The 21,668-nt window shown below is 43.3% G+C and carries 24 protein-coding genes; all 24 read right to left on the bottom strand.

Annotated elements, in window-relative coordinates:
- Nucleotides 1–17: 17 nt before the first annotated feature.
- A complete protein-coding gene (locus MFMK1_RS17725) occupies nucleotides 18–1,619 on the bottom strand; it encodes a flagellin N-terminal helical domain-containing protein (protein WP_366923004.1) in 1,602 nt (533 codons plus the stop codon).
- Between the two features lie 163 nt (nucleotides 1,620–1,782).
- A complete protein-coding gene (gene fliS / locus MFMK1_RS17730; RefSeq protein WP_366923005.1) occupies nucleotides 1,783–2,199 on the bottom strand; it encodes a flagellar export chaperone FliS in 417 nt (138 codons plus the stop codon).
- 23 nt (nucleotides 2,200–2,222) lie between these two features.
- Nucleotides 2,223–2,606 (bottom strand): flagellar protein FlaG, encoded by a 384-nt coding sequence (locus MFMK1_RS17735; protein ID WP_366923006.1) that lies wholly within the window; start codon nucleotides 2,604–2,606, stop codon nucleotides 2,223–2,225.
- 21 nt (nucleotides 2,607–2,627) lie between these two features.
- On the bottom strand, nucleotides 2,628–3,038 hold the full coding sequence (locus tag MFMK1_RS17740; RefSeq protein ID WP_366923007.1) for a hypothetical protein: 411 nt from the start codon (nucleotides 3,036–3,038) through the stop codon (nucleotides 2,628–2,630).
- A 14-nt stretch (nucleotides 3,039–3,052) separates the two neighbouring features.
- Nucleotides 3,053–4,582, bottom strand: a complete 1,530-nt coding sequence (gene fliD / locus MFMK1_RS17745) for a flagellar filament capping protein FliD (RefSeq protein WP_366923008.1) — start codon at nucleotides 4,580–4,582, stop codon at nucleotides 3,053–3,055.
- A 12-nt stretch (nucleotides 4,583–4,594) separates the two neighbouring features.
- Nucleotides 4,595–4,969, bottom strand: coding sequence for a flagellar protein FlaG (locus MFMK1_RS17750; RefSeq protein WP_366923009.1), 375 nt, complete (start codon nucleotides 4,967–4,969; stop codon nucleotides 4,595–4,597).
- A gap of 14 nt (nucleotides 4,970–4,983) precedes the next feature.
- On the bottom strand, nucleotides 4,984–5,214 hold the full coding sequence (locus tag MFMK1_RS17755; RefSeq protein WP_366923010.1) for a carbon storage regulator: 231 nt from the start codon (nucleotides 5,212–5,214) through the stop codon (nucleotides 4,984–4,986).
- 3 nt (nucleotides 5,215–5,217) lie between these two features.
- Nucleotides 5,218–5,688: a flagellar assembly protein FliW gene (gene fliW, locus MFMK1_RS17760; RefSeq protein ID WP_366923011.1), complete on the bottom strand. Its 471-nt coding sequence runs from the start codon at nucleotides 5,686–5,688 to the stop codon at nucleotides 5,218–5,220.
- 34 nt (nucleotides 5,689–5,722) lie between these two features.
- Nucleotides 5,723–6,610, bottom strand: a complete 888-nt coding sequence (gene flgL, locus MFMK1_RS17765; RefSeq protein ID WP_366923012.1) for a flagellar hook-associated protein FlgL — start codon at nucleotides 6,608–6,610, stop codon at nucleotides 5,723–5,725.
- 15 nt (nucleotides 6,611–6,625) lie between these two features.
- Nucleotides 6,626–8,032, bottom strand: coding sequence for a flagellar hook-associated protein FlgK (gene flgK, locus MFMK1_RS17770; RefSeq protein ID WP_366923013.1), 1,407 nt, complete (start codon nucleotides 8,030–8,032; stop codon nucleotides 6,626–6,628).
- A gap of 11 nt (nucleotides 8,033–8,043) precedes the next feature.
- Nucleotides 8,044–8,535 (bottom strand): flagellar protein FlgN, encoded by a 492-nt coding sequence (locus MFMK1_RS17775; RefSeq protein WP_366923014.1) that lies wholly within the window; start codon nucleotides 8,533–8,535, stop codon nucleotides 8,044–8,046.
- On the bottom strand, nucleotides 8,535–8,828 hold the full coding sequence (gene flgM, locus MFMK1_RS17780; protein WP_366923015.1) for a flagellar biosynthesis anti-sigma factor FlgM: 294 nt from the start codon (nucleotides 8,826–8,828) through the stop codon (nucleotides 8,535–8,537). The genes MFMK1_RS17775 and flgM overlap by 1 nt, the downstream gene beginning before the upstream one ends.
- 70 nt (nucleotides 8,829–8,898) lie before the next feature.
- Complete coding sequence (locus MFMK1_RS17785; RefSeq protein ID WP_366923016.1) at nucleotides 8,899–9,942, bottom strand: protein-glutamate methylesterase/protein-glutamine glutaminase; 1,044 nt, start codon at nucleotides 9,940–9,942, stop codon at nucleotides 8,899–8,901.
- Nucleotides 9,926–12,004, bottom strand: a complete 2,079-nt coding sequence (locus MFMK1_RS17790) for a chemotaxis protein CheA (protein WP_366923017.1) — start codon at nucleotides 12,002–12,004, stop codon at nucleotides 9,926–9,928. The genes MFMK1_RS17785 and MFMK1_RS17790 overlap by 17 nt, the downstream gene beginning before the upstream one ends.
- A gap of 45 nt (nucleotides 12,005–12,049) precedes the next feature.
- Nucleotides 12,050–12,547 carry a chemotaxis protein CheW gene (locus tag MFMK1_RS17795; protein ID WP_366923018.1) on the bottom strand — a complete coding sequence of 166 codons (498 nt, stop codon included), beginning with the start codon at nucleotides 12,545–12,547 and terminating at the stop codon, nucleotides 12,050–12,052.
- A 159-nt stretch (nucleotides 12,548–12,706) separates the two neighbouring features.
- A complete protein-coding gene (locus tag MFMK1_RS17800) occupies nucleotides 12,707–14,092 on the bottom strand; it encodes a M1 family aminopeptidase (RefSeq protein ID WP_366923019.1) in 1,386 nt (461 codons plus the stop codon).
- A gap of 204 nt (nucleotides 14,093–14,296) precedes the next feature.
- The gene (locus MFMK1_RS17805; RefSeq protein ID WP_366923020.1) at nucleotides 14,297–15,241 is read right to left on the bottom strand and encodes a methyl-accepting chemotaxis protein; all 945 of its coding nucleotides are present in this window, start codon (nucleotides 15,239–15,241) and stop codon (nucleotides 14,297–14,299) included.
- A 46-nt stretch (nucleotides 15,242–15,287) separates the two neighbouring features.
- Complete coding sequence (locus tag MFMK1_RS17810) at nucleotides 15,288–15,644, bottom strand: DUF192 domain-containing protein (RefSeq protein WP_366923021.1); 357 nt, start codon at nucleotides 15,642–15,644, stop codon at nucleotides 15,288–15,290.
- The gene (locus tag MFMK1_RS17815) at nucleotides 15,641–16,531 is read right to left on the bottom strand and encodes a type II secretion system F family protein (RefSeq protein ID WP_366923022.1); all 891 of its coding nucleotides are present in this window, start codon (nucleotides 16,529–16,531) and stop codon (nucleotides 15,641–15,643) included. Before MFMK1_RS17815 ends, MFMK1_RS17810 begins: the two co-directional genes overlap by 4 nt.
- 15 nt (nucleotides 16,532–16,546) lie before the next feature.
- The gene (locus MFMK1_RS17820; protein WP_366923023.1) at nucleotides 16,547–17,470 is read right to left on the bottom strand and encodes a type II secretion system F family protein; all 924 of its coding nucleotides are present in this window, start codon (nucleotides 17,468–17,470) and stop codon (nucleotides 16,547–16,549) included.
- Nucleotides 17,471–17,475: 5 nt separating this feature from the next.
- Entirely contained in the window at nucleotides 17,476–18,783 is a 1,308-nt protein-coding gene (locus MFMK1_RS17825) for a TadA family conjugal transfer-associated ATPase (RefSeq protein ID WP_366923024.1), read from the bottom strand.
- An 11-nt stretch (nucleotides 18,784–18,794) separates the two neighbouring features.
- Entirely contained in the window at nucleotides 18,795–19,985 is a 1,191-nt protein-coding gene (locus tag MFMK1_RS17830; protein ID WP_366923025.1) for a CpaE/TadZ family protein, read from the bottom strand.
- Nucleotides 19,957–20,709: a Flp pilus assembly protein CpaB gene (gene cpaB, locus MFMK1_RS17835; RefSeq protein WP_366923026.1), complete on the bottom strand. Its 753-nt coding sequence runs from the start codon at nucleotides 20,707–20,709 to the stop codon at nucleotides 19,957–19,959. Before cpaB ends, MFMK1_RS17830 begins: the two co-directional genes overlap by 29 nt.
- Nucleotides 20,709–21,665, bottom strand: a complete 957-nt coding sequence (locus MFMK1_RS17840) for a TadE/TadG family type IV pilus assembly protein (protein WP_366923027.1) — start codon at nucleotides 21,663–21,665, stop codon at nucleotides 20,709–20,711. The genes cpaB and MFMK1_RS17840 overlap by 1 nt, the downstream gene beginning before the upstream one ends.
- Nucleotides 21,666–21,668 lie beyond the last annotated feature (3 nt).

Below are 21,668 nucleotides of genomic sequence, written 5' to 3' on the forward strand. Positions count from 1 at the left end.
TAACTTGGGAATTTAACCTAACGTAATAACTGCAGCACCTGCTGCGGTAGTTGGTTCGCCTGAGCCAACATGGAAGTGGCAGCCTGGCTGAGAATATTACTCTTTGTAAACTTCATCATTTCGGTAGCCATATCCACGTCGCGGATACGGGATTCTGCAGCATTCATGTTCTGGGTGGAAGTGTTCAGGTTGTTAATGGTATGTTCCAACCGGTTTTGAACGGCACCCATTTTACTGCGCTGCAGTGAAACGTTCTTAATGGCACCATCAATGGAATCTAATGCTTGAGATGCGCCCGCCGCTGTTGAAACATCCAAATTACCAATACCCAGTGCGATAGTACGCATATCTTGAATTCCAAACGAAATAGTTTGGCCGCGGTTCGCCCCTATTTGGAAAGTCATGCCGCCATTGCTGGTCGCTTCTGTCTGAGCTTGACTGAGACCAAGGTCTGATACCGCAGTTTGACCGGCGCGGTCCTGTAATTGTACGGAACCGCTTTCACTGTTAACGCTAAACGCGCCGTTGTCACCTACAGTTACTGTTACATGCTCAATAAAGCCCTCTTCACCTGCTAGTTTGCCGCTAACAGTATTATAGTTATCTATCGAGGTATTAACAGCAGTTTCGATGGTAGTGGCGGAGTTGCTCATCGAGTCGCCATTGGTTATGTCAGAACCAAAGGTTACTTCCATTAGAACGCCATTTATTTCAAGATCCGCGGATGCAACACTGCTGACAGTAGCACCATTATAAACACTCGTCCCGGCGTCAGTAGCTGAAGCACCGAATACATCTGCTAACACACCACTAGCCCCGGCGGTCAAGTTAGAATCAGTGCCTGTGCTGCCGCTTTCCATAGTCAAATCACCGGTGCCAGCATCAACGTAGCCGCTCACGTGGTCAATGTTCTTACCAGAGGCATCTATGGCATTGTTAATGGTACTAATAATTAGATCCTTAGCTGCTGTCTTAGCGGTGTAGCTGGAACCAGTCGCCATACCGCCGTCAATCACGGCTTGTTGTTCGCTGGTAAGGTTCTGCCAGTCAACAGTGATGTCGGTACCGTCAACATTGATAGTTTCTGCTGTATAAGTACCAGGGCTACCAGTAGACATATTCGCACTTAGAGAAGCGGAATCAAGCTTGGCTACAACTGCCCCGTTTGTGCTGCTGGAACCGGTAATGGCTCCCCCCTGCAGGTTACCGTTTAACAACTTTTGAGTGTTAAATTCAGTTGTGTTACCAATGCGGTCAATCTCATCTTTTAATGCTTGAACCTCATCCTGGATAGCCTTACGGTCTTCAGCAGTGTTAGTGCCGTTGGCAGACTGGTCGGATAGTTCTCTCATTCTCTGCAAGATGGAGTGGACCTCGTTTAGGCCACCCTCAGCAGTTTGAATTAAGGAAATACCATTTTGCGCGTTCCTGGATGCCTGCTCTAAACCGCGAATCTGACCACGCATCTTTTCTGAAATTGCTAGACCTGCTGCGTCATCACCGGCACGGTTGATGCGTAGACCGGACGACAGCTTTTCCAAAGACTTGGACGTGTTGATGTTGGCGTTACTTAATTGACGATAAGCATTTAAAGCCGCAATGTTAGTGTTAATTCTCATGTTGTTTTAAACCTCCCTGTTTTTGTTTAGAAGCGACCTCCATGTCGCCTGATTTTATGACAACTTCCCCGGGGCCCCTTGGGGAAAAGTTATCCATTGAAACCCCTACAATACATATATCGACTTATTTTTAGAAAACTTTAGTCTTAAATTAAAAAACTTTTTAGCCGCTGATACTTAAATTTCTTTTCTGAGTGCTATAATCCTTAGTTCCCTGAGCTTCACCCAGCATTTGTGACCAAACATCCCTCAACTCTCGTGCCATCCCACAGACTTCCACCGCAATCTGCTTATCTTTTTTAATATTTGCCTGCATTAAAGAATGGTGCATATACTCATATATCGTATAAAAGCTTTGGGCCAACTCTCCTGTTTCCCAGTTAATGCCGGACATCAACTCCAGAATAATGTCTTGGCAGCGAATAAAGTTTTCATTTGCCCTGCTAATATCTTTATCATCCAAGGCTTCAATGGCATTTAAAGTAAATTTAACTGCCCCATCGTAAAGCATCAGCACCAGTTTTTCCTGGGAAATTGTCTGCACCTGGTTCTTTTTATAAGCATTTAAAGCCGAATTCATAATCTCCCCTCCAAACCTTTCTTTCACACGGTTTCATCTATCACTGCCCCGGTTGATTTTTCAACTGCCGTCAGCATTTCCATTACCTTTTCTGGAGACACATTAACATGTAATACCTTCTGCTTCGAAGTATCGATTATCCTTATATGCCAACGGCTCTTTTCTTCAACCATTTCAAAGGCCAGCGGCGTGTTCTTTTCTGCCAGTAATTCATTAAGGTCGCGTATCGCCTTCTCCATGTCTTCCTTATTGTAGTGCCGCTTTTTCCTTTGCTTATTTTGTTTATTTTCCTGGGATTTATCTTCGGCTATCTTCGTTTTCTCCGACTGAAAGACAACCTGTTTGCTGGTTCTTTCTTTAATACGGTTGACGACCAGGTTATCAATCCCTGGTATCTTAAAAAACATCCCACTCACTCCTTGAAAAGGTTAGCCTTTTCTGTCCAGCAGTGTTCCCTCAATGGAAAGATGGTCCCCTCTGTACAAGGAGTGCATTCTTCTTCTGATTTTGGTATGTTTAATCTTTTCTAAGGTGTCACGCTTCATCGTTTCCAGTAATTTATTATTATCCCTGTCAATAGATAATGTCTCAGCAATTATTTCCTGAATTTCCTTGTTTATTTCCTGATTTGTGTGGGTAAAACTAATGCGCTCTCGGTTGCTAAGTCTCTTGTCAATAGCATCTATCTGCTCTATTAAATCCTGTTTTATATTACTTAACTCCCCGAGTTGAGCGTAGGCCTCATCTGACATACATTCCGACTGTTCCCGGGTTAGACGCAGAAAGCGACTAAGAAGTTCTTTTTTATCTGCCAGCAGCTTATCTTTACCTTTCAGCACCCTATCATCATCCTTTAAGCACCACCGCTGTTAAACTGCTGGGCCAGCCACGCGCTCTGGGCGTTCATTTGCTGAATAGCCTGTTCCATCCTGGAGAAATCCTTCCAATACCGGTCCTCTACATCCAGCAGCCTATCCTCCCATTTATCAATTCTATCATCTAAGCTGCTTAGTTTTTTACCGATATAGCTGTTATCTACGGTAGTAAACCCGGTTTGGCTGCCGGCCTTATCGATCAGACGCTTAGTGGCATTAATAATCGCATCATAAAGCTTGATACCAATACCTTGTTCATTATCTACCGCACTATCGTTGGTAAATAAATCCTTAACACCTTGCACATCATCGTTAAGTGCTTTTTGCAGCTTACCTTCATCAAGGTGAAGCTTCCCCAACTCATACCAAGACCCGGTAGTAATGCCTATTTCAGTCATGTTGGTGTAACTGCCACCGATGTTTTCTACAATATCAGATATCCCTTTACGTAAGTCCGACACAACTTTATTGAGAATAGGGTCATTTTGTAACAGACCGCTCTTGGCTTTTTCCTCCCAGAGCTCTATCTCTTTGTCGGACATTCCTTCCTTTTGACTTTCAGTAAGTGGTGGGAAGTCCCTGTACCTTTTTTCTTGTAATTCAGTATTAATGTCTTCCATAGTTTCGTTATAAAGCTCTACAAAGTCTTTAATGCTGTTAAAAACAGCCTCGGTATCTGCACTGACCATAACAGTAGATGGAACTGGATTTCCGCCTGCATCCTGATTGCTGATACCTTTTAAGTTAAAGGTAACTGCATTAATGGTAAATTGGTTAGAAGACTTAGAGAGCGCTGTCCCGTTTAAGGTAAATTGAGCATCTTCGCCTACAGCTATCTGGGATTTGTCGATGTGCAGTGCAAATCCCATTAAAGTGTTTCCATTAACAGCAACCGTATCTTTCACATCTATTTGCTGACCGGCGCCGGTGTTATCGCTCATCAAGAAAAATCTTTTCAAGTCGGCATCATAGGAAGCCGTCACTCCCAAACCATTCCCGGTAGCATCCTTATACTCATTTATCGTCTTTACAACCGTGTAAACACTGTCTTGAGTCGCATCAAAAGAAAACTCCGTGCCATTAATGGTGAAAGCCAGCGTCTTATCAGCAGCGGTGGCGCCGAAACCAAATTGCTGCTCTAATGTTGCCCCAGTAGTATAAGCAGCAGTCTCAACGGTGCTGGTCTTATAAGCCGCCTTCGCAAGGTTGGATACGGAAATCTCGTAAGTACCTGCTACTGCTGCAGCATTGGCGGAAACCTCCGCAACACTCGAATTACCCGATGTGGCAGTCTTAGCATCGAAAGTGGAAGGCAGTCTAAGAGAAAACACCTCGTCTCTCAAAGCATATAATGATTTGTTGATATCACGATATTCGTCCTGCTTCCATTGCAGTGTTTGCTGCTCTTGTTTCAACCTATCTAGAGGGATTCGCTCAGCCTTCATCAAGTCCTTCACGATGCTGTCAATATCCATACCGCTTGCCAACCCGCCTATTCTTAAAGGCATCTAACTCACCCCTTAAACTTTTTCATCTACCATAATTCCAGCAAGCTCCCACATTTTAGCAACCATATCTAAAATTTTCTCCGGCGGGATCTCACGGATGACCTCGTCTGTCTCAGTATTAACAACCTTTACCATAATTTCCTTTGTAGCTTCATGAATGGAAAACTCAAACCTAGTCTTATAAGATTTTAAAGACTTATTGGCGGTTTCAATAGCCGCAATAAACTCATTGTCCTTAATACCAGGTTGTCTCGCTTGTCTTGGTTGCCCTTCTTTATTTTGGGTTTCCGATTTTTTATGCTTATCCTTTTGAACTTCCTGGGTCCCCTGAATTTTTCTTTTTTCAGGCAATCTTGGTTGACCAACAGCAGCACTGCTGATGTCCATACTCCTTTACCTCCTTAATCCTGTTGGGGTTTGAAAGCTGAAAAATCTATTTCAACGGCACCAATATCGTTGGCCGCTTTATTTTCACCTTTAACCGCTTCCATCAGTTCGCTTCTAATAATAGATACTTCCTTGGGCGCTTTAATCCCTAGCTTAACCTTGTTTCCCTCTATGGCTGCGACAAACACTTCAATTCCGCCGTTAATAACAACTCCTTGGTCTTTCTTTCTGGTTAAAATAAGCATAATTTAACCTCCACATTGGGCTGCCTGAGAAGTGGCGGGCTTATTTCTTGGGTTAAACAGCGGTTGTCTCACATGAAGATTCTCGTCTTCAAGCACTATTTGTTTCCCTTGTTTTCGCTGCCAGTTAATAAGCAACGGCCCTATCAGATTAGTGGTGGCATTTATAAAGCCCCCTGCAGGTATGGTGACAATGGTGTATATCAATACCTGCTCTTTGTTTTCAATTTCCAGTTCCTTAAGAAAAGTATCGTCAAGTTTTACCGAATAGTCCTTTTTAATCACGAAAGGATCCACCAATAAAAATGTTACCTCAGCACTATCCACCGATTGCAGCCATTTAAACAACGGATTTTCGGGAACATCCAGCAGCACGAACTGCTTTGCAGAATTAAACCCCAGCAGTCCTTCCTCGAAATTAATTACTGCGTTCTGATCGACTTCTAATTCTCCAAAACGTTTCGAAATCACTTTCATAATCGCCACACACCTTTGGAAGGTATTTAAAAGTTTATCTTAAGAAGTTAATCAAACTGGGCTGAATGGTTTTAGCCATTGCCGACAAAGCCGTTTGATAGATGTTTTGCTGCATTTGCAATTCAACAGCAATTTCCGCCACATCAATATCCTGAAACTGAGAAAGCAAGTTCTTGAAATTTATTTCATCCCTTGATATTCTTTCCTTAGCTAATTCCATCCGCCGAGATTTTGCGCCCATTTCAGACCTGCCCGTTAAAACCTTATCCAGCGAATCCTCAAGTTGTCCAATTACATCGGATGTAATCTTATCGGTGTCGGCATTATTTAAAGCATCCTTTAGTTCCGTTAATGTATCAAAAATACCGCTGTCCATAAATACTTCTTTACCGGTAACATTAACGGCCATTTCCACACCGGGAGAAATCTCTCTTCTTATCTTGCCGCTATCACCATTGTAACTAACAGTATCGCCAGTTCTTTGGAATGGGTTGTCCCCTTTGGTTTTAAAACCGGCAAATATGTATCTACCACCTAAGGATGAATTGCCTATTGAAACCAGCTGCTCAATTAATTGGTCTACTTCCGCCGCAATCGCATCCCGTGAACCTTCTGCCAGTGCATCACTGGCACCTTCAACAGCTAATTCCTTAGATCTATGGATAATATTTGTTACATCATTTAAAGAAGAATCCGTAAAATCAAGCCAAGAAATGTTATCATCCACATTTTTTGTGTATTGAGTGATCTCCGCTAAAGTCCCGTTTAAATCCATCGCCCGGGTGGCCAGAATAGGATCATCAGACGGCCTGGAGATATTTTTACCCGAACCAAGTTGGTCCTGCAACCTGCTAAGCTTGTTGAGGTTTTGCTGAAGACTGTCCAAGGAATTCATCTTAATCATCTTATTCGTAACACGCATATTTACCTCTCCTTACTAACCCATCCGGTTAATGAGTACGTTAAGCATCTCATCAATGGCAGATACCACCTTGGCCGCTGCAGAAAAAGCATGCTGATACTGCATTAAGTTAGTCATTTCTTCATCTAAGGAGACCCCGGCCACCGCCTCCTGTCGCACCTGCAGCTGCTGCTTCATTGCATCAATATTTTCCACCATACGATTGGCCTCTTGAGCATTGACGCCTAAACGTGAAATATCATCCGTATAGAATTCATCAAATGTTGCAGTATCGCCATTCAATACTGCTGCCTGCTTAAGTTGGGCAATTTCTAAGGCAATACTGCCATCTCCGGCACTGTCAGCTAAAGATGCCGCAGCTAATTTCCCAGGGTCATTTAATATCTGATCACTCACCTTAATATTGGCAGCCGCCGAATAATTATCAGGTGTCGGTGAAGGCAATGACTCGAAGAAATTATTGCCCGTATTGTCAACATCATCGGTTAAGTCAAACCCGGAACGATGCAGCGTGTTAACTTTATCAATTAGGACAGCCGCCAAAGTATCAAGATTATTCAAATAGGTATCTTTAATTTCCTGGCGTACATCCAGCAGACCCTTAAGCTTCCCACCGCTGATAGTAAGATCTTCAGTTGGGGCACCTGCCCATTTCACCTCTATGCCGGCATCATTTCTGTCTAATGTCAGTCCCTGAAAGTCGGTCCCGGATACTAATGGCCGCCCGCCCACATAGATGTCCACCATGCCACTTTCTGTGGGCTGTACCTGGATTCCCACCAATTGGGAAAGCTGATCTATCAGCAATGTCCGCTTATCCAGCAGGTCATTAGGCGCCTGATTACCCGTCTGGCTGCTGCGGATTTGTCCGTTCAATTGGGCAATTTGATCTAGTTTAGTATTTATGTCCTGCACAGTTTTTCCTGCCGAATCTTCAATGCTCTCAACAATATTTGTTAAGTCGGAATGTACTTTATTGATTCCGCTTGCCAAAGCATTGGCATTTTGAACCAAACTGACCCTCACTGCGGAATTCTCTGGGTTTTTGCTCAGCTCCTGCCATCCATCCCAGAATTGCGTCATCATATTGGCAAGACCATTGTCAGATGGTTCCATATATGTTAGCTCCACCTGACCCAGCATATCTTGTTTAGCTTCCCAAAAGCCCAACTGAGTATTATTCGATTGGCTCTGAGCATCCAAAAAATCATCCCGCATGCGTCTTACGGTCGCCACATCCACTCCGGTGCCGAGACGCAAATCCCCGATCTCAATGGAACGGTCCTGAACCAGAACTGCCTGCTGTCGAGAATAGCCCTCCGTATTGGCGTTGGCAATGTTATGACCGGTCACTTCCATTCCTTTTTGCTGGGCTTGCAGCCCTTTAAGTGCGATATTCAAACCAAAAAAAGAAGAACTCATCATTTCACCGCCTAAACAGTTTGGTCAAGTCTAGATGCATTGTTAGCTAACTTAACGGCACCACTTTCCTGATAAGTAGTTTTCCGTTGGGGTAATATCACTGATAACATCTTATTGGCATAGCCAAGAGACTGCTTAATAAGTAATTTATTAGTTTCATTTAAGGCACCCAGTTGGTAATAACGCTTTTTCATGCCTTCCGCCAAAAACTGAAGTCCCGCAGGTACGCTTACACCGGCTGCTTTAATCAGTTCAGTTAAGCGAACATTTTCGTCTTCAAAAGAAAGTTCCCCCGCCAATCTCTTTTCCAAAACCAGCCGTTCCTTTTCTAAATTTGCCAATTTATTACCTGCCTGCTGCTGTGTATTTACCAGCTGCATCAATCCTTGAACATCAGAGTTAATAAGCAATTGGGTTTCAGTTTCTGCCAACTCAACCAGCTCGTCAATAATTTCTCGTTCCTTTTTTAATGCTCCCATTAATTCTTCAAAGGTCTGCTCCATCAGGAATCACCCTTCTTTGCGTTAATATTCTGCAGCATCTTGGCCGCTAGAGCTTCCACCGGAACCTGGTAAACACCCTTCTGCACACTATCTTTTAAACTTGCAACTTTCTCCTGCCGCACTTCCGGAAGTTCCATCACTTTTTTTGTCAAACCCAGTAATTCCTTGGCGGCTTGTGATATTTCCACCCTATCTGCCTCTTCGTGCATTGTTTTTTGTGGGTTATGCCGTTCTTGCGCCTTTTGTTGATAAATTTTTGCCAGCTTCAAATGTGACTGATCATAAATTTTCATGCTTATCACCCCGCCTAAAACGTCCTCTAATAAAATAATCGGCATAGTTTAGAAAAACTTTAGCCGATTTTTACACTAACCTAATAACTTCTTGAGAAATTTTTACTAAGGGAAATACGGCATTTGTCTGGCCTGCTTCAAAAACAGCTCTAGGCATCCCGTATACCACGCAGCTTTCTTCGTCTTGGGCAATCACTGTACCGCCTTTTTCCTTAATCAATGTGGCACCCTGCGTTCCGTCATTCCCCATTCCAGTTAAAATGACACCCAAAGTTCGTGATTGAAAAGTATTGGCTGCAGATGTCATTGTTACATCCACTGACGGCTTAAATAAAGTTTGATAGTTAACGTTATCCTTCAATAAAATTTTGACAGTGCCAGCATTTTTTTCAAGCAAAAGCTGTTTTCCCGCTGGGGCGACCAAAACAGTGCCGCGCATTACCTCATCCCCGTTGGCTGCCTCTTTAACCTTTAATTCACTGCTCTTATCAAGTCTTTCTGCTAAAGGACCCGTGAATCCCGGCGGCATATGCTGCACCACTATGATAGGCACAGAGAACGTTCGCGGGAATTTAGGTATGACCTGTTGCAGCGCTGAAGGCCCGCCTGTAGAGGTACCTATGATCACAACCGAAAAAAGGCCTGTCTGGGAGTATGAGCGTACAGGTATCACATCCTGTCTACCACCTGATGTACATTTCTGTACGGCGGCGGATGCTGCTCCTTTTACCTTAGTAGTTAAGGTACTCGCTAAATCTTCCACACCGGCCCCTGGTGCCGGTTTAGTGATAAAGTCTACTGCACCAGCTTCCAAAGCTTCTATCGTTTCCCGTGTCCCTCTTGCTGTTAGTCCGCTCAACATAATAACAGGCACGGGATTAACGGCCATTATTTTTTTTACCGCAGTTAATCCATCCATTACCGGCATTTCTACATCCATTGTGACTACGTCTGGACTTAACCGGCTCAACTTTTGCAGCGCATCTTGGCCGTTGCGAGCAATACCCACTACCCTAATGGCCGCATCGTCATTTAAAATCTGTGTTAGAATGTTTCTCATTACCGCAGAGTCGTCCACTACCAAAACCTTGATTGGTTCAGTTCGCTTTACCATAGTTGTTAATCGCTCCCGTTTGCTCAACCAAACCCCGTATGTCGAGAATTAATGCCACCTTACCGTCTCCCATAATAGTAGTTCCTGCCAACCCCGGTACCTGTCCGATATATTCACCTAGAGACTTAATTACTATTTCCTGTTCTCCCAACAAACCATCTACTACAAAACCAACCTTTTTCTCCGAAATTCCCGCTACTACCACCTGGAGTTTAGAACTTTCCTTAGCTTTGCTTTTCGTTTCCCAGCCAAGCACCTTTGCGAGACTAAATAACGGCAAAACATGCCCCCGTACCAAAGTAACTTGGCGTTTTTGCATTGAATATATTTTTTCCTGTTCTACATTTATAATTTCTACCACATTGACCAAGGGAAATGCCAAAACGCTATCACAAACCTGAACCAATAGCGAACGGTTGATGGCTAATGTTAAGGGTAAGGTAATATTAAAAGTAGTACCCTTACCAACACTAGTATCAATGGAAATACGTCCGTTAATTCTCTCTATATGCGCCCTAACGATATCCATACCCACACCCCGCCCGGAAACATCACTAACCTCACTGGCCGTGGAAAAACCGGGATAAAAAATCAAATTTATCACTTCCTGATCCGGCATGCGTGCGGCGACATCTACATCAATTATCCCTATGGCTATGGCTTTTTGACGCACCTTTTCGGGATCAATCCCTCCACCGTCATCACTAACGGTAATAACTATCTGATTCTCCTCATGAAACGCATTCAGCTTGACAATCCCCTGCGCCGGCTTACCAGTTTTTATTCTTTTTTCATGATTCTCGATACCATGGTCGACACAGTTCCTCAAGAGATGAATTAACGGGTCAGTAATTTCTTCTATCACCGTTCGGTCAAGTTCCGTCTCCTGACCTTCAACCACGAAATTTATCTCCTTACCTGCCTTCTTAGCCAAATCCCGAACCATTCGGGGAAAACGATTGAACACTCGCTCTATAGGCAGCATCCGCGCTTTCATAATCTCTTCCTGCAGGTCGGTAGTAATCCTGCCAATATGGGTAGATATCTCTTCCATGTTTTCAGCCAAATGCCCACCAAGATGTTCTTTAATACTGATACCTACATCCGCCAGTCTAGTGCGGTCAATTACCAATTCACCAACCAGGTTCATAAGACTTTCCAACCGCTTTACATCTACCCGCACCGTTTGACTAACCTTACGGTTTGCTGCAGCTGCAGCAGCAGCTTTAGTTTGCTGTGCCTTTGATTCGTTCTCAATCCCACTCTTTTCCTTTAGGCCTTTTGCCTCATTTTCGCTTACGTCGTAGTTATCCAAATGAATTGGTTGAACCGTGACATTTTCAATTTCCGAAATGGAGTTAATCATATCTCGAATTTGAGCAGCGTTAGCCTGAGAAATAAAGACCAGCTCAAAAGAGTAGTCAAATTTTTCGTCTTCAATCTCTTCAGTGGACGGAATTGTTTTTATGACCTCTCCTAACTCCTCCAGATTATTGAATACTAGGTACGCTCTAACGGATTTCATCTGACAATCGCTAGCTAGTTCCACCTTAATGTTAAAAGTGTTAAAGTCGCTTTTTCTTGCGGAATTGAGGAGGTTTCGCTCAACTTCATCATAGTCATTTGTGAAATTTGAGTCATCTGAAGATGGGGTAGAGTTTGCACCCGCAATCTCACCATCAAACCTTTGCAGCTTAGCCACCAAGTCATCAATCTCTATCTGGCGGTCGTCACCATCACTAATTTCTGATTTTAGCAGTTCCAAAGTATCCAAGCATTCCAACAAGGTATCTACCAGTTCCCGATTAAAATCCATTTCTCCACTGCGCACTCTATCCAGCAGGTTCTCCATTTCATGGGTTAGGTGCGCCATCTTATCAAAACCCATGGATGCCGAGGCCCCTTTTATCGTATGAGCAGCCCGAAAAACCTGGTTTAACAGTGTCTGGTCCGAACCACTTTGTTCAAGTTTAACAAGTCCTTCGCTCATCATTTGCAGCTGTTCTTCCGCCTCATCCAAAAAAACACCTAGGTATTGAGACATATCATCAAAAGAACTCATATTCCTATCCTCCCCGTGTTTCCAGGTTGTCCATCCGGGCCTAGCTTACTCCTGGGCAGCAGCCACTTCCTGGAAACTTTCTTCACTTATTTGTGCCTTCTCCTCCTGCCTTAATACCCTGTTCAAGTCAAGAAGGATAATAATTTGGTCGTCTAATTTTCCTACCCCTTGCAGATACTCAAGGTCTACGCTGGAAATCACAGCCGGTGGCGGCTCAATGCTATCTACCGGTAAACGCAGCACTTCAGACACTGAATCTACTATCATCCCTACCGTCATGTCGTCCACTTCCACAACGATAATGCGGGTGTTATTTGTTTTTTCAACCAAATCTAAGCCAAAACGTTTTCTCAAATCTATTACAGGAACAATTCTACCCCGAAGGTTAATGACCCCTTCCACAAATTCTGGCGTTCTGGGAACTTCCGTGATGCCCTGAATACGAATAATTTCATGAACAGCAGAAATATCAATACCATATGTTTCGGTACTTAAATTAAATACGACTAATTGTCTTTCCACAATCGAATTACCTTTTGTCATTGAAAGAACCTCCTACCATGCTTTTTTATAGTTTTGATAGAATTAATTCCATCAAACCTGATAAAATCCCTCTTTTTTGGCATCTTTTGTTAATAATACGACAAAGTATTTTTCAAAAAAAACGAGACTGCTTTAAATAGCCCCGCGGTTCAAAATATATTAAAAATCATAATCGATTTCCTGCTCTTTAAATTTTGGTTTTATTTCGCCAAATAAAGCCTCTGTACTAATGCGTCGAAAATGATACTTATCTTGAATGCTCTTTAAAAGAGATACTACCCTTTCTTTCCCGCCATAGTTTCTAAGTTCATCCCAGAGCATAATAGGTTTCTCATAAACCGCTTCACGATATGCAAATTTGGAAGGGTATTCCTGCAACGAGAGTAAGCTGGATGATCCAATGTTCTTACGTTTAATCTTATTTATTTCTTCTTGATAGGTTTTGAACCCATACTTATTTTCCAAAAATAGAATTGCTGAATAGTTAGCTAAGCTTTCATCAATCCATGCCTCATTTATTTGATCTGAACCAACCAGGCCATACCAGTATTGGTGTGCAACCTCGTGAGCTAAAGTTTTCTCCCCGATATTCCTATATCGGGTGCTTAAGAAAAACATCCCCGAAAATTCCATGCCCATTAATCTCTGCAACGGAACATCGGCAACGACCAGTCTTTCGTAGGGATAACGGCCGTAAATCTCGTTATAAAACTGCAAAGATTCGGCGGCTGCATCCAAAAAATTGCGCTTTTTATGATAAAAGTATTGTACGATTGTATCATCAACTTTCTTTTGCATCATACTAAAGTTTTCGCCATAAACGAGGGTTAGATCTCTAATCGGCAGCTTGCTGTCAAACCAAATAGTTCTCTCAGCACTCTCTGTTGCTGGGAAAAAAGGAGATATGACCTGAAGATTATTAGAAGAACGAATATGACCTTTGAAAAAAGCGCTGTCAAAAAAATAAGGGTCCCCGAAATCACTGGGGTGGAATTCCATCCATTCTTTTTCCTTGATATCATAAGGTGCAATAACCGGATACCAGTTAGACAGCATTCCCACACCTAGATAATAGCCGAATCTTTCCCCTTGAATAGGGACCTCGGTATTGAAATCCATAGTAATGCTGATTTTTTCACCCGGAGCTAGCCTTTCGGGCAGTTTTACCATGGCATGCCCCGTATCTAGCTTGTACACAGCTGGCTTATTTTGAATTTTTATTTCGTTAACGCGTATATATGGTTCATTGTATAAAATGTTGGCGGGAAGCAGTAACTTAACCACTTCCAGGCCATAATTAAGATTATTGGTATAGTCTATCGCCATCTTCGCTGTGACTCTGTTTTCTTTCGAAATAAACGCTTCTATTATATATGTAGGAAAGACCTCTTCTTCAATCAAAGGGGCAATCTCATCTACCGTATTTTTCTCAACACTATCTTTCTTGCTGCTGATCTGCTCGTTGCCGGCGCTATAATTTAGATTAGCCGCGTATAAAAGTAACATTATAATTAAAATTGTAATACCCATGATTTTTCTCAACATATTCTGCCACGCACCTTAATCTAGTAGTTCTTTACATTTTTTCAATTTCACCTTCACAGGAGGTTTCTATTAATGTTACATTTTATTTCGGCATATTTCCTGCTAAAAAGCAAAAAAACCGCTAAATTAATTTACCGGATTCAAGCTGCTTCTAACTGTCCCTTTACATTAGAAAAAAATTATAGGGAGGTTTCCCTCCCTTGGTCAATTTGCTAAACCACTATTTCTTTGCTGATAGATATTTTCTAAGTTCCCAACCGCATGAAACAGACGGTCAGCATCACCACGCAGCGAAATACCCTCCAATGGCTCAACACATTCATAAGCTCTGGATGTAAAGCGCATCATATCCTCCAAATCCTGCTTTAGCTTCGCCACCGTCTCGTTGGTTTGCCGTATGGCTAGTAAATAACTATTGCATATATCCCTGCCAATCCCGTAATGTTCTCGATCTTCCGTCAATACTGTCATCAAACCCCTCATGGGTGCAAAATCAGACCTATTATATTGCTTTAGCTGATTTGCCATTTCTTCATTTTTGCCCATTTCTAACAATCGCGTAAGGGCCTGGCAGCAATCAGCAATGGTTTCTTCCGACTCTGATACATTGACGTATTTTGCTTCCCAATTATTGATATCCGTTGTGATAGACTGAAGTTTTTTATTTATATCCTGAATGCTGTCATTGATTTCAGACAAACCTTGGTCGGCTTTGCCGGCACTATTCATCAAATTTAACACTGCACTTTTAAAATAAGCCGTTCGCTCCTGCATCAGTCTAAAAGTATTATCTAAATAATTTAACAGAACGCCTACCTGTTCTCCTGCGAGGGCTACTTCATCCTGCCCATTGATAACATCGTCTTTGTCTAAATTCAGTTCGCCTCCGACACAGGCATCCAAGTAGTTGAGCAGCGACTGAATTCTTCTTCCCAATACCTTGGTATAAAAAAACCTAAACATCAGAGCAAAAACTAACCCCTGAATTATGAGGCCTGGCATTATCTCCCGAAAGTAAATCTGTTCCGCTTCGGCACTTAAAGGAATAATCCGCATTTTAAAGTAAATTGCCCAGAGAATTATAAAAAAGGTAATGCTTCCTACTGAAAGTAAGAATATTTTATTTACCAAAGGCCTATTTTTTTTCATATCAAACCCTCCGCATTACAGGTTACCCCTATCTGCCCTGTAGGGGTTAGGTTAAACTAATTCTGTCTCCGGTGGAGATGGATGTGTTATCTATTGTTCCCTGAGGAAGCTCAACTGCCATCACAGAACTAAGTCCGCCTGAAACAATCCTCCCGGGCTTTACTCCGTAATACATTTTGCTGATCCTGCCCTGTTTATCGACAAAGATTACGTCAATAGGGAATTTCATGCCAAACGTATGAATGGTGGAACATGACTTGATAATCAATGCACTCCCTGGGGAAAACTGCTTCATCCCCAGCAGCCCCTTTAAACGGCTGAAAAAGCGCTCTGCCAAAGCAGTCTGGGAGGATATTGTCACCCCTCTGAACGGGACTGTAATTGCCACAGGATGAAAAATCATTGGCTCATCACCCTTATTATTTGGATTAGTGCCGGTCCTAATAACACAACGAACATGGTCGGGAAAATGAACAATACCAGCGGCAGCAACATCTTTACCGGTGCTTTCATAGCCTTCTCCTCAACCTTCTGGCGATGTTTAGTACGCACCTGCATACTCTGCGACCGCAATACTTGCGCCAATCCCACTCCCAACTGTTCTGCCTGTATGACGGCGGAAACGAAATTAGCCACGCTCTCCGTACCAACCCGACTGGCCACATTGCGCCAGGCTTTTTTCCTTGACTGTCCCATTTGGAGTTCCCGCAGCAAATAGGCAAACTCTTTAGCTAATACTCCCCTCCCTTTTTCTACTACCTTTGCCAATGCGGCGTCAAGGCCTAAACCGGCTTCCACACTGATGGTAAGTAAATCCAAGCAATCCGGAAGCTCTTTATCGCATTTTTGTTTTCGCAGAACTATGCGCTGCCCGATTACTAGTTCCGGCACCAAATATCCTATCGTTCCCGCTGGTACTATTGCCTTTATTACAGTGAAAACATTAAAGCCACCGTCTCCCAAAACCAGCAATAATAATACAATCCCTGCAGCAACGGTACTTCCCAGCAATTTTGCCGCAGCCAAATCACTGGGGACAGCAGTCAAAAAACCCGCCTGCCACAAGCGCTTCTGCCATGCTTCTTTTTTTTCTTTTGGAAGCATAAAGGATACTTTCTTTACCAATCGTTGCCGCAAAGGATGCAAAATCCTTTGTGTGAACGGCTCATGCAGCTTTGTATCTCCTGGAGCGCTAGTATTTAAACGCTGTTCTATGGAATTTACCGCCGGACTTGCCAAACTCAACCCAATAAATAACACTGCAAAAGAAACTAGTAATGCCGGTATCAATCCCATTCGCCTCCTTCATATACCCAAAGAAACTATTTTTCTAATCATTAACGCCCCCATTATTTGCGAAATAACACCGTAAATAATGAGTATCGGTCCCACTGGATCAGTAATTAAAACTTTAATATATTCCGGATTAATTAACATTAATATAAACGCTAATACCAGTGGCAGCGAACCAATAATCATCCCGGAAATTCGACCCTGCGCCGTTAAAGTTTTAATTTCTCCTTTAATACGAACCCGCTCAGTAATAGTTTCAGAAATTTTGTCAAGTACTTCAGCAAGATTACCGCCGACCTGCCTTTGAATCAGTACCGCAGTAACCATCATTTCCAAATCCTCACTGGCAACCCTTTGTAAAACACCGCTTAGCGCACGCTCAGTGGGCATACCCAATTGAATTTCTTTTAATATCCCAGAAAATTCCCCACCCAACGGCATCGGTGCCTCTTTAGCAATCAGATCCATCGCCTGAAAAAAACTAAAACCCGCCCGCATTGAATTGGCCATTAACACCATTGCCTCTCCTAACTGACCGTCAAATTTACGTATTCTTTTGCCGCGTACGCTCGCTAACCATAACGAAGGTAAAAACATCAATACAATGGTTAATGCCAAAGCTTCTATGAAAAGGCCGGCTACTATCAAGTAACCTAACAGCAAAAAAACTGCTCCGCCAATTAACAAAGCTTCTTCAAGCCGTAAGGGTACCCCGGCCTGGAGAAGATAGTTAACCAAGCGCTGGCCCATGCTTAATTTTTTTGCTAATTCAAGCAGGCTATTCTTCTCAGTTTTTTGCGCCCCCGGATATTCACTGTTAAACCCTGTCTCCTGCAGTAGGCGGTCCAAACGCTTCCTTTCTTCAAAAACGGTAAATAAACCCAAGAGTACCACTAAAGTCCAGGCAAATATCAAGCCGCTAATTATTACAGTCATTTTAATCACCTAGTCATGTTAAAAAATAAATTTTGCGGTAATTCTATATTTTCTGCCGCCATCCGGCTAATAAATTTCGGCCGTATCCCCGTGGGTCTGAACCCGCCCTGAAAGCCTTCCTGATTATAGCGAAATATATCCTGCAGCACGATTATATCCCCCTCCATGCCCAAGACTTCCGTAATGTAAGTAATACGCCGCTTTCCATCACTCATCCTGGACTGCTGTATAATTACATCAATTGCAGAAGCAATTTGTTCCCTAATGGCACGCACGGGCAAATCCATCCCGGCCATTAATACCATAGTTTCTAGTCTGGATAAGAGGTCCCTGGGGGAATTTGCATGACCCGTGGTCAAGGACCCGTCATGACCCGTATTCATCGCTTGAAGCATATCCAACGCCTCACCACTTCGTACTTCACCCACAACAATTCTATCCGGCCTCATCCTCAACGCATTACGTACCAACTCCCTAATGGTCACTTCCCCCCGCCCTTCAATATTTGATGGCCTTGTTTCTAAAGGCACTACATGTTCCTGCATTAACTGCAGTTCGGCCGCATCTTCAATGGTAACGATGCGTTCATTTCCCGGGATAAAGGAGGATAGTACGTTTAACGTAGTAGTTTTACCTGACCCTGTGCCGCCTGAAATGATGATATTTAAACGTGCCTTGACACAGGCCTCTACAAGTGTGGCCATTTCCTCAGAGAGTGTCCCTAATTCCACTAAGTTATTAATCTCCAATGGCTTCTTCGAGAACTTTCTTATCGTCAGGATAGGGCCTTTTAGGGAAAGCGGCGGAATAATTGCATTAACCCGCGAACCATCCTTTAACCGGGCATCTACCATGGGCATACTTTCGTCGATTCGCCGACCTAAGGGGGCCACGATTCTTTCAATCAAACTAGTAAGCTGCTCACTATTTTCAAACTTCACTTCAGTTTTTTCTAGACGGCCACTACATTCGACAAACACCTGGTCAATTCCATTAACCATAATTTCAGACACTTTTTCATCGTGGAGCAGTTCCTGGATTGGGCCATAGCCAACTGCACCGTTGATAATCTCTCTAATCAACTGCTCTTGCGCTGCCTGGGACAAGCCACTCTCTTCCTTGAGTACTTTCTCCGCTATTTCTCTTATTTGGTGTTCCAATTCCCCCTCGTTGGAGCCCCACGCCGCCGTTTCCGATTTTCCCAGTTCGCCAATCACCATTTCATGCACTTTTCTTTTCAGCCCATCCTTTTCCACCGTTACCGATTGAAAGGTGCGGTTTTGACTTTTTTCCAAACGTTCTAATAATGTCATGCTACACCCTCCTAAAAGCTAAATATCTTTTTAAACAAACCCGGTCCCTCTGCAACCGCAGCTGCACTTCCGCCGACAATACCACTAAGCTTTTTGAAGGAATCATTCATCCCCTCAGGGGCTCGGCCCAATAACGGCGGCATGCCCTTATTCACCGCATTTAAGATTTCCTTCTCACCCCACGGAATAGATACCCCTAAACCCGTCTTCAGGTTTTGTTCTATTACCGATGATTTCAACCCGCCACTAATTCCAGCAAAATTTTCTAACAAATGTACCTTATTTAAAAAACCCAGACTATCGAAAACCGAGCGGGCCGATATAGCAGATTTTAAGGCTGGAATATCGGGGGTAACCACCTGGAAAATTAAATCTGCCTTATCAATAGCCATCAGGTTTAGCTCATTAAATCCGGTAGCCATATCTAAAATAATAAAATCAAAGCGGTCCTTTATAACATTGATAATGTTTTCGATAAAACCGCGATTGATTTTCTCACTGCTGCCTACATTACCGACACTGGGCAGCACCTGCACCCCGGACAAATGGGGCAACAGATAACTTTGTAGGACCTCCCAATCCATTCTGTCTTCCTCCAGAAGCTGTTCTAAAGTACGCTTGGGGCTTAACCCCAACATAATCGCTACATCGCCAAACTGGGTATCCAAATCCAATATGGCTACCTTAGCCGTTTTGGCTAAGACTACGCCAAGATTAACTGCTATAAAGCTTTTTCCTGAACCGCCCTTACCGGAAAAAATGCTGATTACCTTTCCCCGACGCATTTTGGATAGGGATTGTCCTTCTGTGCCCGCCCCCGCACGACGCTTAGTTAATTGGTTGACCTGGCGAATGGTGTTGGCCAATTCATCGCCGCTAAAAGGTTTAGTGAGATATTCACGTGCACCGGCCATCATAGCTTTTTTTAAGTATTCTTGTTCCCCCTGAATGGATATCATGATAATGGCCACATTGGGATAACGTGATGTGATTTCTTCAGTAGCTTTAATGCCATCCAAACCCGGCATATTGATGTCCATCAAGACGACATCCGGGCTGCTGCTTTCCACAATTTCTATGGCCTCATTACCGTTAGCTGCTTCCCCAATTACCGCAACGTCTTTTTCAAAATATAATAAACGCGATATATCTTGTCTTGTTTGAGCAATGTCATCAACTATTACTACCGTTATTTGCTCCATTGCTAGGTCCCCCCCCTCCAAAGAAAGTATTGCTACCCAGTGGTTTAAACTTAAGCATTTGGTTATCCTCAGGGTGCCTAAGCACGAGATGCATTCTGCCCAACTGTGATGCCAATATAACGGCCTGGGATTGTTTGGACTCTACTTCGATGCTCACATTAGCCATCTTCACCACATCTTCACCGCGATTAAGTAGTTGGTTTACTGCCAAAAGACGCACATTCTCCACTACCAACACCGCCTTAATCCCCCCTCCATTAGACTGCTGCATATTTTGTTGAGGCTCTATGGTAGCATAGACGTCCACTCTGTCTCCTGGTTTTATCAGCCCTGACAACCCCTGCACATCATCTATAGCTATACTTACTGCTCTTTTTCCCGGTGTTATTTTAAAGCTAAGCCCTGCCACCGCCTGATCTGGAAATAAAAGTTTCTGAGCCACTATTTGTTCTCCGGGGTAAATCGGCACCTTGGCTACAGCATCTTTCAAACCCGTAAGTTGTTTTACTGCACCAGGCAAAAGCTGGTTATTCGTAATCTCTCTGACAGTTACATCCGCCGGCGTTATCCTCTGAAGCGATGATATTTCCTTTACCACCACCAATGTCTTGGTCGTCTCAGCCTTACTGTCGGTTTTCGCCTCTAAACCATCGAAAAAAAAGTATGTCGCAACACCTGCCGCCACTGCAAATATTATAGAAAGAATCACTAGTTTCTTACGCATTATTGGTTATCCCCTTTCACAAGCCTTACGGTCTTAAGGCCAAAGTCAGGTACATCTACCCCTGTAGTCCCGGCCGCAAAGGATTTTACAAAATAGCCAATTATTTGATTATTTACACCCGTTCCCGAAACCTCTGAAATAAAAAAAGATGCAAACCCAACAACTTCAACCTGTTTAATCTGCCCCGAAAGGATTTCTACTTCTTTATAGACCGGAACTAAAAGTATTCTAGGACAACCCGGTTTAAAACTACTATATGTACACGCCGGGTCATGGTCACATTGCTGGAGCAAGAAATCAACCCCTCGCCGGGTTGCTCCGGATATGTTTCCTGTTTCCGTAGCTACTACATCACCCACGGCCAATAATTGCCTAAACCCATACTTGAGATTCTCTTCATACTTTGATGCCCCGCCACCCCCTAGTGATAGAGCGCCAAAATTTCCTGCACCTAAATAAGTCTCAAAAGAAAAGCCGTTTGGCGACTGCTTCAGTATATAAGGGTCATCATAATCAAAATTATGCTGCTCAATGGCTAAAGGCGCAGCCCCGATAACAGAGGAAACAGCGCCGATTTCAGCGACAGAAACTCCGGATACAGTGCCACTACTGAATCCCAGCAACGGTGCAAAAAAGAAATGAAGGTCTTTTTCTCCCCATAGTTTTAGACCAGCTTTTGTCGGTCTATTATTGATACTGTAGCTATCCAACCCAGGAACATTATTTAAAAGATATTCTTGCGCAACAGCGAAAGCGTTAGCAGGCTGGTCGTACAGTTCCATCGTACCTGCCAATGCCCCGGCATCAAGGCCTTGCTGCAGCTTTTCCTTCGCCACCATAGTCAGTGCAACATCCACAACTATGGCTCCTGCTGCCATGAACAAAAGCATCAAAAGAGCCACAAATACCACGGCCTGTCCTTTATCATTTTTTAGGTGCTTAATCAATTCAATCATCCT

Source organism: Metallumcola ferriviriculae, from assembly GCF_035573695.1.
Lineage (GTDB): Bacteria > Bacillota > JADQBR01 > JADQBR01 > JADQBR01 > Metallumcola > Metallumcola ferriviriculae.

Coding starts and splice junctions, on each gene's coding strand:
- MFMK1_RS17830 (WP_366923025.1), bottom strand. CDS start 19,985: ATGGAGCAAATAACGGTAGTAATAGTTGATGACATTGCTCAAACAAGA.
- MFMK1_RS17790 (WP_366923017.1), bottom strand. CDS start 12,004: ATGAGTTCTTTTGATGATATGTCTCAATACCTAGGTGTTTTTTTGGAT.
- MFMK1_RS17805 (WP_366923020.1), bottom strand. CDS start 15,241: ATGAAAAAAAATAGGCCTTTGGTAAATAAAATATTCTTACTTTCAGTA.
- MFMK1_RS17750 (WP_366923009.1), bottom strand. CDS start 4,969: ATGGACATCAGCAGTGCTGCTGTTGGTCAACCAAGATTGCCTGAAAAA.
- flgM (WP_366923015.1), bottom strand. CDS start 8,828: ATGAAAATTTATGATCAGTCACATTTGAAGCTGGCAAAAATTTATCAA.
- flgL (WP_366923012.1), bottom strand. CDS start 6,610: ATGCGTGTTACGAATAAGATGATTAAGATGAATTCCTTGGACAGTCTT.
- flgK (WP_366923013.1), bottom strand. CDS start 8,032: ATGAGTTCTTCTTTTTTTGGTTTGAATATCGCACTTAAAGGGCTGCAA.
- MFMK1_RS17735 (WP_366923006.1), bottom strand. CDS start 2,606: ATGTTTTTTAAGATACCAGGGATTGATAACCTGGTCGTCAACCGTATT.
- MFMK1_RS17785 (WP_366923016.1), bottom strand. CDS start 9,942: ATGGTAAAGCGAACTGAACCAATCAAGGTTTTGGTAGTGGACGACTCT.
- MFMK1_RS17800 (WP_366923019.1), bottom strand. CDS start 14,092: ATGTTGAGAAAAATCATGGGTATTACAATTTTAATTATAATGTTACTT.
- fliS (WP_366923005.1), bottom strand. CDS start 2,199: ATGAATTCGGCTTTAAATGCTTATAAAAAGAACCAGGTGCAGACAATT.
- MFMK1_RS17725 (WP_366923004.1), bottom strand. CDS start 1,619: ATGAGAATTAACACTAACATTGCGGCTTTAAATGCTTATCGTCAATTA.
- MFMK1_RS17795 (WP_366923018.1), bottom strand. CDS start 12,547: ATGACAAAAGGTAATTCGATTGTGGAAAGACAATTAGTCGTATTTAAT.
- MFMK1_RS17755 (WP_366923010.1), bottom strand. CDS start 5,214: ATGCTTATTTTAACCAGAAAGAAAGACCAAGGAGTTGTTATTAACGGC.
- fliW (WP_366923011.1), bottom strand. CDS start 5,688: ATGAAAGTGATTTCGAAACGTTTTGGAGAATTAGAAGTCGATCAGAAC.
- MFMK1_RS17775 (WP_366923014.1), bottom strand. CDS start 8,535: ATGGAGCAGACCTTTGAAGAATTAATGGGAGCATTAAAAAAGGAACGA.
- MFMK1_RS17810 (WP_366923021.1), bottom strand. CDS start 15,644: ATGATTTTTCATCCTGTGGCAATTACAGTCCCGTTCAGAGGGGTGACA.
- cpaB (WP_366923026.1), bottom strand. CDS start 20,709: ATGCGTAAGAAACTAGTGATTCTTTCTATAATATTTGCAGTGGCGGCA.
- MFMK1_RS17825 (WP_366923024.1), bottom strand. CDS start 18,783: ATGACATTATTAGAACGTTTGGAAAAAAGTCAAAACCGCACCTTTCAA.
- fliD (WP_366923008.1), bottom strand. CDS start 4,582: ATGCCTTTAAGAATAGGCGGGTTGGCAAGCGGTATGGATATTGACAGC.
- MFMK1_RS17820 (WP_366923023.1), bottom strand. CDS start 17,470: ATGACTGTAATAATTAGCGGCTTGATATTTGCCTGGACTTTAGTGGTA.
- MFMK1_RS17840 (WP_366923027.1), bottom strand. CDS start 21,665: ATGATTGAATTGATTAAGCACCTAAAAAATGATAAAGGACAGGCCGTG.